The following is a 15,512-nucleotide window of genomic DNA, read 5'->3' on the forward strand; positions in this document are numbered from 1 at the left end:
GTCTTATCAACTTGTCCGAGAGAACTGACTATGAACATGCAGCCATTCCAATTCCATCTGCTAGGGCAATAAGGATGCCTCCGAAAAAGTGTAACAAGTTGTTACACTTTTTCGCTTTTGATAAAATCAGCAAAAAAGCGCTTTTTTTCCTTATGACGTTTTTATGCGCCTATCCTTGTATGGCGGTTGGGTTTATTGTGCTAAGGATAGCATCTAAAAGACAGTCAACGGCACACGGACACCTTGGCTATACCTGCCTTAAGTGTGTTATTTATCGGCCTTTTTTAATGAACCTATGGCACTATCTCTCGAAAAAGACGGCATCCACCTGTGGTTTGCTTATCCTGACGAAATAAATGATCAGGCATTGCTGTTAAGTTATGCCGACCTGCTCAATGATGAAGAGCAAAACCGCTGGCAACGGTTTCATTTTGCCCGGCATCGGCAGCAATATCTCATCACGCGGGCATTGTTGCGCACCACGCTGTCATGTTATAGGGATATTGAACCTAAGGCTTGGCGTTTTGACTTCAACGCCTATGGCAAGCCCGAAATCGCCCAGAGCCAGAACCAAACGGGTTTGCCTATCCGCTTTAACCTATCGCACACCGATGGCCTGATTATGTGCGGGATTGCCTTAACGCATGATGTGGGTGTGGATGTAGAACATAAGGCCAAAGACCGTGCTAGTCTGAATATCGCCGAACATTATTTTGCCAAAGCAGAAATTGCCGGGCTCAAGCAAATCCCTGAACACCAAAAGCCGCAACGTTTTTTTGAATATTGGACATTAAAAGAAGCGTATATCAAAGCGAGGGGCATGGGCCTATCATTACCCTTAGACCAATTCAGCTTCATAATGCCAGAACAACAACGGGTACAAATTGCTTTTGAACCGGGTATGCAGGATAATCCCGACCATTGGCAGTTTTGGCGGTTATACCCGTCACCGCAGCATATCGCGGCGGTGGCCGTTAATGCGCCGCCCCATAACGGCTTCCGATTGTCCGCCTGTAAAGTGGTGCCCTTGCAAAGCCGCTTGCCGCTGCCGATATCCGCTATGCTGGCTTCTTCCAATAATCACTCCCTTGCCTAAGCATAGGTGCTAGCCCTGCCATTAAGTTAATGGATTATGCTTTGTATTTCAACAGTATAGAGATTAAGAATGTCGTAAGTTAATCCTATCTTGTTGAAATTATAAGTACAATTTCTTAACTTAATGGCAGTGACGCGCTGCGTACCCTCAGAGGCATAAATGGGAATGCAGATGGGACGCGCTGCGTCCCGTCACGGCTAAGGTGTGTTGCATGGATGCTATAAAATGCCCGATGGTTTGGTGTTACGCCGCAACATCTAGCGTCCCATTTTCATCAACTTATGCACCGATTAGGTGTTTTTGCACCATTTCAATAAGTGCCAAGCCCATTTTTGAACCGTAATATTAATGGTTCTCACTGTAGAAAAAATAGAGCCTTTATTTTATCTGTTTGAATTACAATTTATTTTTTTAAGAACTAGGGATCGCTGGCGAAATAGTGGAAGTTGTTCAGATTTTATATCGCGGTATAAATATTGCTTGTTATTAAGCATCACGTTATTCACACGTCCCCATCCTAAAAGCTAAATGCCCCCGTCTGTGCTATCCATAAGATTTAACCCCAGTCTGAACAGCTTGCTGGAGGACAGGGAACGTATGTTAAGTACCCTTATGAGCAATCTTAAGGGGATGGTCTACTGTTGCCTGCCGGATGAGAACTGGACAATGCTGTTTGTCAGCGACGGCTGTAGGCGGCTGACGGGTTACGATACCGAAGACCTGATTTTAAATCAGCGGATAAGCTATGAAGAGCTAACGTATAGTGATGACCGCGCCTGGGTGCGGACGCTAATAGAAAATGCGCTGCACCGCCGAGAACGCTTTGAACTGGAATACCGGATTGTCCATGCCGACGGGACTATCCGTTGGGTACAGGAAAGCGGTAGCCCGCTATTTGATGGCAATGGGGCGTTATTGGCATTGGAAGGCTTTATTCAGGATGTCACCCGCCACAAGCAAAGCGAACAAGCGGCCCGCGATGCCGAAGAGCGTTACCGTTCCATTTTTGAAAATGCCAGTGAAGGCATATATCAAACCAGCCCCTCCGGGCAGTATCTTAATTTTAACCCTGCCTTAGCCCAGATTTACGGCTACGACTCCCCGGATGATTTGGTGCGGGGCATACTCGACATTCAAAAGCAGTTGTATGTCGACCCTAGCAAACGCGCCGAATTTATCGCTTTAATGTCGGCGCACGGAAAAATCCAAAATTTCGAATCACAAGTTTACCGTAAAAATGGCGACATCATTTGGATCAGCGAAAATGCCCGCGAAGTCTATGATGCTGAGGGCAAGCTGCGCTTTTATGAAGGGACGGTCGAAGATATTTCCGAGCGTAAAAATTACGAACAAATGATCGAATATCAAGCCACGCACGACAACTTGACAGGCTTGCCTAACCGGACAATGCTTGCCGATAGGCTGTTGCAATGTATGAGCTTTGCCGATAGCAATGGCAGTAAATTGGCGGTGGCCTTTATTGACCTCGACCAATTTAAATTCATCAATGACAGTATGGGGCATCATATTGGTGATGGCTTACTGGTGACGATGGCAAACCGCCTGGTCCGGTGCGCCCATGAAACCGATACTGTGATCAGGTTAGGCGGGGATGAATTTGTGCTGATCCTGACTGGCCTGAAAAAAATTGAGGACATTGCCAGAAGCATGGAGTGCATCCTCACCGCAGTGGCCGCACCTTGTATGATTGAAGGGCGTGATTTTGTGGTTTCATGCAGTATTGGCATTAGCGTTTACCCTGATGACGGAGCCAACCCCAATACCCTGCTGAAACATGCCGATTCGGCGATGTACAAGGCTAAAGAATCAGGCCGCAATAACTTCCAATTTTATACCCGCCAGCTGAATAAAGTCGTGACTGAGCGCATCGAAATTGAATATCGGCTTCGGCGGGCAATAAAATTTGATGAATTCATTCTGCATTACCAGCCTCAAGTCGATTTAAAGAGCGGTGACGTGTACGGTGTCGAAGCCCTGATCCGCTGGCAACGGCTGGGCGAGCCTTTAATCCCGCCCGTAAAGTTTATTCCGATTGCCGAAGAGACCGGGCAAATTGAAGAAATAGGCCGCTGGGTGCTGGAAACGGCGTGCCGGAAAGCGGTCGAGTTCAAAAACGTTTTAGGAAGACCCATCACTATTGCCGTTAATGTCTCGCCGCGACAGTTCCGCAAAACAGACTTGGTCAGTACGGTAAAATCCGTACTCAAAAGCTCGAAATTGGCGCCGGACTGTCTGGAGTTGGAAATTACCGAAAACTGCCTGGTCCAAGATACCCGCCACTTCATCAAAACTTTGCATGACCTTAAGGCGTTAGGTATCAAGTTGGCAATTGATGATTTTGGTACCGGTTATTCCAGTATGGCGTATTTAAAAGATTTTCCGGTGGACAGGTTAAAAATTGATAAAGTATTTGTCGGCAATTTGGAAACCGAGCCGACGAATGCCGCCATTCTTAAGGCCATCGTCGCACTGGGCCACAGTCTAAACCTGAAAATCGTCGCCGAAGGTGTGGAAACGGCTTATCAGCAAGCTTTTCTGCATGAGCTAGGCTGCGATGAATTTCAAGGCTACTATTTCAGCAAACCCTTATCGGCAAAAGCATTGATGGTGTTACTGAATAAAAATAGAGCTTAAAAAATATTAGGCCGAAACGGTGAATCCTCAAACCGAAAACTTAGCCGTTCACAGTATAAGTGCAAATTAATGAGAGCATAATATCGCCGATAGGGCGGCGGCAGATCAGCAAGTTTAACAAAATAGCAGCATTTCCCTATCATCGGTAATTTGCTAAAATTATTTTTTATTTATGGTAAGCTATTGAAAAATAATATAAAAAATACATAAAAACCGCATGGCATGTTTTCTGCGTTACTAGATAAACACCTGTTTAATGAAAATCAGTGTCTTTAATCTAAAACTCAGGAAAAAATGCTATGAATAACTTACCTACCAACCAACCCTTGCACGACAACAGGCAAGCACTTGCCTATCCCTATCAAAATGTCCGGCACGGTGTCAGTTACGCGCTGATTGTCGGTTGCATTTTGTCGCCTTCTTTGGCATCGGCCAAAGGCGTCAGCAAGGAAACCGTGCTGCTGCGCAAGCAAATGCAGGAATATCAACAGCAGCTTGATGTGACGAATACACGCCTGCAAGAATTGGAACAGCGCGAAGCCGCCAGGAATGCCCCTAAGTATCAGGATACTGTCGGCAAGACCGCAGTTGTCCAGGACACGCCGACGGCCAAGGGCCGTAATGTCCAAGAACAAGCCGATGTGGAAGATCCGGTGGCTGCGAAAGTCCCGGTTGAACGTTATCTGAAAGGTTTTTATGACGGCGGCTTTAGCCTGCGGACGCAAGACAATAAATTTTCTTTGACCATCAATGGGCTGGCCCAATCCCGATATACCTTGAGTTTGCCCAACAAAGCGGCTGGCAATGATAACCAAACCTTCGACTTGGCACTGGGCAGGTTGTTTTTCTCAGGCACGGCATTTGACCCCAAACTGTCGTATTTCTTTTTCTATCAGACCAGCACGCTCAGCAATAACAGCAGCGTCAGCACCATTGACTGGTGGGGCAAATATCAATTGGGTGATGTGGGCATTAAGACCGGACGTATTTTGCCGCAATATTCCCGGCAATTTTATACCGACATAGGCAAATACTTGTTTATGGACTTACAAGCCCCCGAATATGCGTTTAGTTTACAGAGAACGCCCGGTGCCGAAGCGATGTGGAAACCCGGCAAATGGACATTGAGCCTGACCGCAGGTAATGGTGTTAGGGCGTTGGATTCAGGGACGCAACAAAATGTCGGCACTAAAATTGCCGGGATCGGCCGTATCGTCTATGACGTGCTGGCCCCTTATGATTATGTGCAGGAAACCTCCCCGGCGGGTATCGGCACGCCGCAATTATCCGTCGGCGCCGCGTTTGGTTTCAACCCGGTTGATGCCAGTTCCGGCTTACAGAACGTCAGTGTCGGTACGGACACTTATAACGGCACGGCGGACATCGGTTATCGGTATCAGTATTTCAGCACGGAAGCGGCGTTCTTTTGGCGGCAAAACAATCGCCTGCAACGCATTGTCGGCCCCTCCACGACCAACGATTACGGTTGGTATTGGCAGGCGGGTTATTATGTGTTGCCAAAACGCTTAGAATTGGCCGGTACCGCCAACCAAGTGTTGTTCGAATACCAAGACGGCAGCCCGTTCAAAAATCAAACCGTCGGTTCAGTGGGGCTGAACTATTACTTCTACGAGCACAATTTCAAGTTGCAGACCGATTATAGCTATATAACAGGTAAAGATTGGGCAGACCATACCTTGAACGATAGCCGTTTACGCGTCCAAGCGCAGGTTTATTTTTAAATGCCGCTCCCCCCTTTGGTACGGCTAAGGTACCAAAGGGGGGAATTTGCTAGGCTTTTATACCCGATCATCAAGTTTTTCATAAAACCCGCCCCGAATAATATTACAGACGCTGGTTCCCAAGCGCCGGCTTGGGAACCTTGCTTTCCGAAGCTCTCGCTTCGGGAATTCTGGACACTAACATTTCCCTATGCCGTTCAGATAGGCTCGCAAAGTTTGGCGTAGCCGCTGAGTCTTTTTGGAATTCTCGAAGCAGGAGCTTCTTGTAGGCTGGTTGCCAAGCCGGAGCTTGGGAACCCGCACAAAAGGGGGAATTTGTTAGGCTTTTATACCCGATCATCAAGTATTAGGAATACAACCAAACTAAGGGCGACAAAAAAGTAGCCATTTATCTGATTGCACTAATCGCCCCCATTTTGATTAACCGCGCCCTGACGATATTACGGCTAACCCCCAGTAATTTGGCGGTTTGGGTCGCATTGTTATGGCAATAGTTATAAGCCGCCTTAATAATGCTTTCTTCCAAATGGTTATAAAGGTCTTTTTTTTCCGTCTCAAACAATTGGTACAGGGCATCATTCAGGCGTGAATTAGATTCCGCTTCATGGCCATAGACATTATTTTCCCTAGGCTTTTGTAGCTGCATACAGGACAATTGCAGGTCTTCGCTGCGGACGACATGGTTTTTGCAAATGAGCAGGGCATAATGTATGACATTTTCCAATTCCCTGATATTGCCCGGCCAAGTATGTCTTAACAGCTTATGTTTGGCCTGTTCGTCCAAGGTGATGTCATTATAGCCTAGCCTGCGCCGGTATTCGGCAACGAAGTATTCCGCCAAAGGGAGAATATCCCCGGGGCGGTTCCTTAAGGTCGGCAACTCCAGATGCGCAACCCGCAGGCGATAGAACAAATCCTCGCGGAAATGCCCCGCCAGCACGGCTTCTTCCAGGCGCACATTGGTCGCCGCCACCAACCTTAAATTAATGGGGATGGGTTTCCTCGCCCCCAGCCTTACCACCTCGCGTTCCTGAAGCACCCTGAGCAATTTCACCTGAATGCTCAGCGGCAAGTCGCCGATCTCATCCAGAAACAAGGTTCCGGTATCGGCGGCTTCAAACCAGCCGGCCTTACTGGAAAATGCGCCCGTGAACGCACCTTTTTCATGGCCGAACAATTCGCTTTCCACTAAACTTTCCGATAAGGAACCGCAGTTTACGGCGACAAAAGGCTTATCTTTGCGGTGGCTCAATTCGTGGATATAGCGGGCAATCAGCTCTTTGCCCGTCCCTGTTTCGCCGATCACCAGCACATTGGCATCACTGGGGGCGATCATTTTTATCTGGTTAAGCAGGGCGATGGATTTGGGGTCTTCAAAGACTTGTGCCGTCGCCCTGATGGAGGTCGTCAGTTCATGGGGGTTCGGTAGGGTAAGCAAGTTATTTTGCTTCTCTATCGGCTGGTTCGCTATTTTTTGCTCAGGAAAAAATTCGAAAAAAGGTTTGCTAGTATTATTCATGAGTAAAATGTCGGTTTTGGGTAAGCTTTGTTCAGTATCCATTCCCCTAATTCCTTAATTTTGTAATCCAAAGGGTCATGGAGGGTGTGTGTCCGTAAATTCCGCCAATGGCGGTCTAGCCTTAAGCCGCCGTGGGTGGCCCTAGAGCCCATCACTTCAAACATATTGCTGGTGATGTCCATCCCTGTGCGGGTCGCCAGCACTTTTGCCGAGCTGATGGCGATGGCAACCTCGCCGCGTTCTTCTTCGCCCAGTTGCGTGTCTTGTTGCCAAGCCTTGTCCAATTTGGCCGCAGCCAGGTCGCTTAACACCCGTGTGCTCTCAAGCCCGACATAAAAATTGCCGTAATGGTTGAGGATATACGGGTCTTGGTTGGCCGCCGCCATGTTGGACGAATGCCAAGGCCTTGCTTCGTTTAAGGTGTATTGCCGGGCATCCTCAAAAGCCCCTTCGGCAATGCCTAAGTAAATGTTCGTCAGGATCAATTGGGCAACCAAGGGGCGTAAGCAAGAGAAAGGGGTGCTTAACGGCCCGGGTTCGGCAAGTATTTCATAGTCTTCAACACGGACTTTTTTAAAAATGACACTGCCGCTATCGGTTTGGCGTTGGCCGATATTGTCCCAGTCCTGTATGACCGAAACGCCTGTCCTCGTGGTCGGAATGGCGGCAATCAATAGCTTGCCGTCCGTTGTGGCGATGGCGGAGACGATGAGCATTTCCGAATCGATCGCCCCCGAACAAAAGCTTTTTTTGCCGGAAAATTCGTAGCCGCCAAGAAAAGGTTTGGCGGTTAAGCGGGTGTCCAGCGGATTGAGGGCATTGCCCCAAAACCAATTCAATTGCGCGGTTTGCTCAAACCAACGCTCCCATTGTTCCGGTTTTGAAAATAGCCGCACCGTCGCCAGCATCAGATGCTGGAACCCGAACACATGCGCCAGCGAGCTATCGACAGTGGCGATTTTCCTGACGATTTGCATGGTATCGACCCAATTCGCGCCTTGTCCGCCGTACTTTTTCGGGATAATTAACGCCAACAAGCCGCTGTTGCGGATTTCGTCACGCTCCTGCTTCGGTGTCCCTCCCAGATAGTCCCTTTCGACGACGGTCAGGGCAAATAGCTCAGCTAAGCGCTTGGCGATAGTAAAGGGATCTGGTTGTTCGGCGGTATTTTCTTGAGAGTCGTTGTCAGTGAATTTATTCATATCCATACAGTGTTCCTAGCCATTTTTAAGGCAAAAGCATAATCAGTGCCAATTTTTTCATTCAAACAGCTTTATTTTATAAAACTCTGTGCTGTTAAAGCAGTGAAGGCCTTATCTGAGTTTCTATAACCCTAGCTGATTTCAATATCGGTGTCATTTGCTGATAATTTAACGGTATGGATAGGCAAAATGCTGCCAGAGAAGCAGGTGCGGTACAGCATACCGACAAAATAAGCGGCCGCGAAGCTTACGTCTTGGGAATCAGGTGACTTGCAGATGGCAGGTGGCGGACTTAGCTGCTTTAGCAGCAAAATGCTGATAAAGCAGCGACGGATGGGCGTGTCTGCTTTATCAGCAGCAAAGTGCCTAGGCCAATCGCAGTAGCACCATGAAATTATTAAGAAATTTTGCTGGCATAGTAACTGCTTCTCTCTAGCAGAGGTTTTTTTACTATAGGTTATTAAAATGGAAATATTCTGGTTTTTACCCACACATGGGGATAACCGTTATCTGGGTACCGAAAAAGGTGTCAGGCCGGTTACTTACTCCTACCTTAAGCAAATTGCCCAAGCTGCGGACAGTCTAGGGTTCAAGGGGGTATTAGTGCCGTCTGGACGCGCTTGCGAAGATCCTTGGGTGATTGCGTCATCCCTGATTAACCAAACCAAGCAACTAAAATTTCTGGTTGCCGTCCGGCCAGGGTTTACCTCGCCCACGGTGTCGGCGCGGATGGCCTCGACGCTGGATAGGATTTCTGGTGGCCGATTATTGGTTAATGTCGTGGCCGGGGGCGACCCGGCGGAACAGCGGGCTGACGGCAGCTTTTTACGCCATGACCAGCGTTATGCGGAAGCGGGGGAGTTTTTAACTGTCTGGAAAGCAGTGCTGGCAGGCGAGGAAATCGATTTTTCCGGGGAGTTTATCAACGTCGAAGGTGCCAGTTTGCCGTCCGGTGCGGTACAAAAACCCTATCCGGCCTTATTTTTGGGCGGCTCCTCCGATGCCGCCATCAGCTTAAGTGCCGAGCATATTGATGTGTTTTTGACGTGGGGTGAACCGCCCGCCGCCGTGGCGGAGAAAATAAACCGGGTACGCGCCGAAGCGGCCATATTAGGCCGGACAGTAAAATTTGGTATCCGTTTGCATATTATTGTCAGGGAATCCAGCAGCGAAGCTTGGGCCGCCGCCGACGGGCTGATCGCCCAAGTGACGGATGAGACGATAGCGGCGGCACAAGCCGCCATTGCCGGATTTGAATCGGTGGGGCAAAAAAAAATGACCGATCTGCATGGCGGTAAACGCGATAACTTGACCGTGTCGCCTAATTTATGGGCCGGCGTGGGTTTGGTCAGAGGTGGGGCGGGTACGGCCTTAGTCGGTAATCCGCAAGAAGTGGCAAGCCGGATAAAAGAATATGCCGACCTTGGCATTGAGTATTTTATTTTTTCCGGCTATCCGCATCTGGAAGAGGCTTACCGTGTCGCCGAGCTGTTATTTCCCTTATTGCCGGTCGAATTGAACCCGGAGCTTGAAACGGGTATAAAAACCAATCTGACCGGCCCGTTTGGCGCGGTCAACGTTAAACGTCAACACCCAGTAACCGCAGAATAAAACAAGGATTGCCCCCATGGCTGTAGTCGCTCAAGAAATTCCCATTAACCCCCGTTTAACCGAACCCACCACCGCGCAACTGTTTGCGCAAGCGGAGCAGCTTAGCGCGTATTTCTATGAAACCGCCGCCGAGCGCGATAAACAAGGCGGCACTCCTTTGGCACAGAGGCAGGCCATACGCGATAGCGGTTTGCTGAAACTGTCGATTGCTAAAGAATTCGGTGGCTACGGTTTGGCATGGCCGGACATTTACAAAATCATCCGTATCATTGCCCGGGCTGACAGCTCCCTGGCCCATGTGTTCGCCTTCCAATTTTTGATGTTGGCATCAATCCGTTTATACGGTAGTGGCGAGCAATGGCAAAGCTTGTTTAAAGAAACGGCGGCGCAGAATTTATGGTGGGGCAATGCCCTTAACCCCTTGGACACCCGAACCATCGCCAGCGAAGCCGCAGAGCATCTGCTCTTTAATGGCTTTAAGAGTTTTTGCTCAGGGGCAACCGATTCGGATCGTCTGATTGTGTCGGCCATCACCGCCGATACGAAAAAATTTATCGTCGCCGCCGTGCCAACCCAGCGGGCGGGCATTTATGTGCATGACGATTGGGATAATATGGGGCAACGCCAAACCGACAGCGGCAGCGTTGAATTTAAAGGCCTGAGGGTGGAAAAGCAGGAATTGTTGATTAATCCGGGGCCTTTAAGCTCGCCTTTTTCCAGCCTCAGGTCTATGGTTGCCCAATTGATTTTTACCAACATCTATATCGGCCTTGCTGAAGGGGCGTTGCAAGAAGGTAAAAAATACACCCAAACCAGCTCCCGCGTTTGGTCCGGTTCTTTAGCCCAGACTGTTCAGGAAGATCCGTATACGTTGTTACATTATGGCGAATTTTGGGCCAGCATTGATGGGGCGAGGTTACTGGCCGATCATGCCGCGGCCTTGTTGGACAATGCGTGGGGCAAGGGGTTGGCCTTGACCGATGCCGAACGCGGCGAAGTCGCCCTTGCGGTGTTTTCCGCCAAGGTCAACAGCACCAAGGCGGGCTTGGACGTGACCTCACGCATTTTTGAAGTGGCGGGCGCCCGGGCGACCACAGCCAAGCTGGGCATGGATAGGTTTTGGCGCAATTTGCGGGTCTACACCTTACACGACCCTATCGATTATAAGCTAAGGGATTTGGGGGATTGGGCCTTAAACGGCAATTATCCTGCCCATAGTTTTTACTCATAACTGACGGAAAGACAACACTATGCAAAAAATAATTGATATGCGCAGCCGTCCGGCTTTTCTCCACGACTTTTTCGGCGCTAACCCCGATTCGGCGGGTTATCAGACCGCCAAATGGCTTAATCAGCGGGTGGGCTCAAAAGAGCCGGAGCATTTCCGGCGTTCCTATACCTTAGAAGGTTATCTTGCGGAAATCGCCCAAGCTGGCGTGGATAAGGCGGTGATTGTCGGTCGGGAAACGCCCGGCCTGACCATCGATAATGATACCATTGCCGACTTAGTGGCCAGCAGCGGGCAATTTGTCGGTATCGGGTCGGTGGATATCCTCCGCCGGGGCGAAGACGATGCCATTGCCGAGCTTGTCCGGGCAGTTAAACAATTGGGCTTTAAAGCCATTAATATCGAGCCGGGCTTTGCCGAGCCGCCCGTACAGGCCGATGATCCCGCGCTGTTTCCGGTTTATGAGGCCTGTATCGGTTTGGATGTGCCGGTATGCCTAATGAGCGGCCCGACCACGCCCAATTTTGCTTACGCACACCCCAATGCCGTCGCCCGCTTGGCACGAAGATACCCGCTGCTGAAAATCATTTGTTTTCATGGTTACTACCCTTTTGTCAATGAAGTTATCGGAGCGGCATTCCGCTATGCCAATATCTATCTGGTTCCCGATATGTATATTTTTCAACCGGGTTCGGCCCTTTATGTCGAAGCCGCCAATGCTTTCTTAGGCGAGCAATTGCTGTTCGGGTCGTCTTATCCGTTCCGTGACATGAAACAGACCGTGGATGACTTCGCCGCATTGGGGTTTAAAGACGCTGTTTTGGACAAGGTGTTTTATCAAAATGCCGGGCAGCTGCTAAAAATCGCCGTGTGAAAATGAGAGCTTGTAATTTGATAAATTAAGTTTGGCCCTCTATTGAGTTATCTGCCAGATAATGCCGGAAAACCGCCATTAACGCGGTGATTTTTAGCTGCAACTCTGTACACAATTGTCCATAATCGGCGGGGGGTTGGTTACGCACCGCCGCTTCAATAGCCCCGGCACAGGCCCGCGCGTCTTCCGCCCCCAAATAGCTTAGCGAGCCTTTCAGGCTATGGGCGGTATTAGCCAATAAGGGCAGGTCAGCCGTTGCCGCCCCTTTTTGCACGTCGGCCAGTTGCCCTGGGGCTTGGTCGAGAAATACCGCCAGCATCGCCAGTAACAGCTCTTCATCATCGGCCAGGTTTTGTAGGGCCACCGCCCTGTCCCAAACCGGGGTGGTGGGGGCCGGCAAGGCTTGCGCGGATTCGGTATCAGGGTACTCTGCTGCATCTGCCCCTAACCAGCGGGCTAACATGGCCGTCAATTGCTCTTGGGTAAAAGGTTTTGCCAGATAATCATCCATACCCGCCGCTAAGCAGTTTGTCCGCTCGTTGTTATCGGCGTTGGCGGTCAAGGCGACAATGGTCTGGCGGGGAAAATTACGGCCTTTTTCCAGTAACCGCAGTTCGCGTGTGGTCTGATAGCCATCCATCATGGGCATTTGGCAATCCATCAAAATGAGGTCGTAGGTGGTTTGCAGCAATTTGTCAAAAGCCAGTTTGCCGTTATCGGCCAGATCGGGGGATACTTGGAATTTCGCCAACATACCGATAATGACTTTTTGGTTAACTTGATTATCTTCAACGACTAAGACCTTTTTACCCGCATAACTGGGTTTGGGCGGTGGTTGTTTGGCTTTGGGCGAGAGGGTTTGTCCATCGTCGCATAAGGCATGGCTAATGGCATCGAACAATTGGGTTTGTCTGGCGGGTTTGAGCAGACATTGCGCAAGGCCTAAATCCCGGCGTTCGGCATCGTTGAGCAGGCCGCCGGATGTCAGCATAATGCGCGGCAAATCGGTTAAGGCGGGCGTGCCGGTGATCAGACGCGCTAAGCTTAGGCCGTCCATTTGCGGCATGTGCATATCCAATAACGCCAGATGGTACGGCGTGCCGTCGGTCAGGGCTTGGTGGAGTTCGGCTAAGGCGGCACTGCCGCTGTCGGCGGTGTTGGCGACAATCCCCCAGTAAGTCAGGTAATGTTTTAAGATCATCCGGTTGGTGGCGTTGTCATCGACAATCAACACCCGTTTGCCGACAATATCTGTAGGCGGCTTGTCCGTTACCGGCACTTGGCCGGGCTGTAGCGGCAAGGTAAACCAAAAACAAGTGCCTTGCCCTGAGGCGCTTTGCAGACCGATGTCACCCCCCATCAGTTCGACCATTTTTTTACAAATCGACAAGCCCAGGCCCGTGCCGCCAAAACGCCGTGAGGTATTGCTTTCGGCTTGGGAAAACGCTTGGAACAATTGCGCTTGGGCGGGTTCGGCGATGCCGATGCCAGTGTCACGCACCTCAAAACGCACACGATGTTGCCCTAAGCTGTCCGGCAAATACTGCGCGGTGACCGACACTTCCCCGTACTCGGTAAACTTGACGGCATTGCCGATTAAATTGGTCAGCACTTGGCGGATGCGGCCCGGATCGCCTTGCCAAAAGCTAGGCAGTTCGGTGGGCATAAAGCAGTTGAGTTCCAAATTTTTGGCATGGGCGCGTACGGCTAATAAAGCGCAGACATCTTCCGCCAATTCCGGCAAATTGAAATCAATGTGTTCCAGTTCGACCTTACCCGCCTCCAGTTTGGAAAAATCCAGAATATCGTTGAGGATGACCAACAGGGCTTCTGCCGAAGAATAGGCGGTTTCCAGTAAACTCCATTGGTTAGCCGACATATCCGTATCGCGGAGCAAATCCAGCATACCCAATACGCCATTCATGGGGGTGCGGATTTCATGGCTCATATTGGCCAAAAACTCGCTTTTTGCTAAGGCGGCTTGCATGGCCATATCGCGGGCTTTTTCCAAAGACGCTTGGGCGCGGTCTTGCAGGACAGCGATACCGAGCATTTCGCCGACCTGTTTCAGCATGGCGATGCGCTTGGGCAAATGCGCAGGATAGGGTGTGGTATACAAGAAAATGATGCCCAAAACCCCGCCTGTGGCGACAATCGGTACAATGTAATGCCCATGCGCCTGCATCCCTTGGAAGGTGTGTTCATGGCGGGGATCACAGAAACAATCGTCGGAAATCAGCAATTCGCCCGATACGGCGGCACGTCCGCATAAACAGTCGCCCAAGGCCACGCGCTGTTCTTTGCGGATGAATTCTTCGCTAAATTGTCCGCGCAACACAAACAGGTGGAGGCAATCCTCTTCCGGCGGGCGCAAAAACACCCCGCCTTTACGTTGCAGCCCGAAAGCCTGCAAGCTAAAGAGTATATCCAGCACTTGCCCGCACCGCTCGGCCAAAGGGGCGGATTGTTGTAACAGCTCGGCAATGGCGAGGCAGGCGGCGGTATCTTCTATTTCCATTTGCCGGGCAATTTCCTCTTGCACTTGCGCGTTGATGTCGCGTTGGATTTGCACATAGCCCGCCAAACTGCTGTCCCTATTGACGACTGGGCTAATGTTCAGTTCCACCCAGTAGTCTTGCGGATCTGGCGGCGGCGTTTGTCCGGCGATGGCGAAGGGCAACGGGGCTTTGCGCCGTTGCAGCAAACGCCCTGACCAACTTTCGCCTTTCCCCAAGGCGGCATCCATGGCCGCCAGAGTGGCCTTGTCGCAATGGGGGCTATCGAGAATATCGGGGGTTTTACCCTGCAACGCCATTTCCGGCCAGCCGCTAATGCGGCATAAGGCGGGGTTGGTATAGTGGATGTGTCGGGCCGCATCGGTCAACAGGATCATATCGGCACTGGCATTGACCGCCCGCATCAGCATAATGAGTTGTTCATTCGCTTGTTTTTGGGCGGTAATGTCTTGGCGCACGGAAATATATTGGTAAATCAGGCCATATTCGTCCTTTAACGGCGTAATGGTGCTGTCCACCCAATACAGGCTACCGTTTTTACGACGGTTGCAAAACACCCCTTGCCAGATTTGGCCTTGGCGGATGGTTTGCCACATAGTACGGATATAGTCTTTGTCGTGATAACCGGAATTGATGATACGGTGGTCTTTACCCAACAATTCCTCTAAAGAATAGCCGGACACCTCACAAAATATTTTATTGGCATGGATAATCTGCCCTTGGGCGTTGGCGATGCTGACCAAGGAATGATAATCCATCGCCCTACGCAATTCGGCATTCAGGCGGGTTTGTTTTAGCGCCACGTCACGTTCTAAGCCGATTTGCACGACTAACCTGCGCAGGACGAAAAACCATAATAACGGTGCGCTGATCAAACACATCAGCAACGCGTCGATTGCCGCTTCTTGGTACACCGTTAAAGAGGCGATATGCTGCCGATAAAAATCCAATACCAGCATCACGGCAATTTCGACCAAAAAAATGGTTAGGCTGATGGTCAATAACGACAGCAGAAACCGGCGGTTTAATTGTTGCGTTGCGCTATGCCGTTTGTTCATGGTCAGACCTT

The 15,512-nt window shown here is 50.2% G+C and carries 9 protein-coding genes; 6 read left to right on the forward strand and 3 right to left on the reverse strand.

Annotated elements, in window-relative coordinates; translation table 11 throughout:
* The first annotated feature begins 295 nt into the window (after nt 1-295).
* The 3 genes from CEK71_RS11200 to CEK71_RS11210 all read left to right on the forward strand — a co-directional run bounded on the left by CEK71_RS11200 (nt 296) and on the right by CEK71_RS11210 (nt 5,493).
* Complete coding sequence (locus CEK71_RS11200; protein WP_157679151.1) at nt 296-1,096, forward strand: 4'-phosphopantetheinyl transferase family protein; 801 nt, start codon at nt 296-298, stop codon at nt 1,094-1,096.
* A 597-nt stretch (nt 1,097-1,693) separates the two neighbouring features.
* On the forward strand, nt 1,694-3,751 hold the full coding sequence (locus CEK71_RS11205; protein ID WP_088619464.1) for a putative bifunctional diguanylate cyclase/phosphodiesterase: 2,058 nt from the start codon (nt 1,694-1,696) through the stop codon (nt 3,749-3,751).
* A gap of 299 nt (nt 3,752-4,050) precedes the next feature.
* Nucleotides 4,051-5,493 (forward strand): hypothetical protein, encoded by a 1,443-nt coding sequence (locus CEK71_RS11210; RefSeq protein ID WP_088619465.1) that lies wholly within the window; start codon nt 4,051-4,053, stop codon nt 5,491-5,493.
* Nucleotides 5,494-5,881: 388 nt separating this feature from the next.
* On the opposite strand, the gene CEK71_RS11220 is transcribed toward CEK71_RS11210, so the two are convergent.
* Complete coding sequence (locus CEK71_RS11220; RefSeq protein ID WP_269766545.1) at nt 5,882-7,054, reverse strand: sigma-54 interaction domain-containing protein; 1,173 nt, start codon at nt 7,052-7,054, stop codon at nt 5,882-5,884.
* On the reverse strand, nt 7,009-8,214 hold the full coding sequence (locus CEK71_RS11225) for an acyl-CoA dehydrogenase family protein (RefSeq protein WP_088621586.1): 1,206 nt from the start codon (nt 8,212-8,214) through the stop codon (nt 7,009-7,011). The genes CEK71_RS11220 and CEK71_RS11225 overlap by 46 nt, the downstream gene beginning before the upstream one ends.
* A gap of 465 nt (nt 8,215-8,679) precedes the next feature.
* On the opposite strand from CEK71_RS11225, the gene ssuD reads away from it, so the two are divergent.
* From ssuD to CEK71_RS11245, 3 genes are read left to right on the forward strand one after another with little or no spacing between them, the layout of a single operon-like run.
* Nucleotides 8,680-9,825: an FMNH2-dependent alkanesulfonate monooxygenase gene (gene ssuD, locus CEK71_RS11235; RefSeq protein WP_088619468.1), complete on the forward strand. Its 1,146-nt coding sequence runs from the start codon at nt 8,680-8,682 to the stop codon at nt 9,823-9,825.
* A gap of 16 nt (nt 9,826-9,841) precedes the next feature.
* Entirely contained in the window at nt 9,842-11,056 is a 1,215-nt protein-coding gene (locus CEK71_RS11240) for an acyl-CoA dehydrogenase family protein (protein ID WP_088619469.1), read from the forward strand.
* 19 nt (nt 11,057-11,075) lie between these two features.
* Nucleotides 11,076-11,927 (forward strand): amidohydrolase family protein, encoded by an 852-nt coding sequence (locus tag CEK71_RS11245; protein ID WP_088619470.1) that lies wholly within the window; start codon nt 11,076-11,078, stop codon nt 11,925-11,927.
* 25 nt (nt 11,928-11,952) lie between these two features.
* On the opposite strand, the gene CEK71_RS11250 is transcribed toward CEK71_RS11245, so the two are convergent.
* The gene (locus CEK71_RS11250; protein WP_088619471.1) at nt 11,953-15,501 is read right to left on the reverse strand and encodes a response regulator; all 3,549 of its coding nucleotides are present in this window, start codon (nt 15,499-15,501) and stop codon (nt 11,953-11,955) included.
* Nucleotides 15,502-15,512: the final 11 nt, after the last annotated feature.

It is taken from the genome of Methylovulum psychrotolerans, assembly GCF_002209385.1.
Classification (GTDB): domain Bacteria; phylum Pseudomonadota; class Gammaproteobacteria; order Methylococcales; family Methylomonadaceae; genus Methylovulum; species Methylovulum psychrotolerans.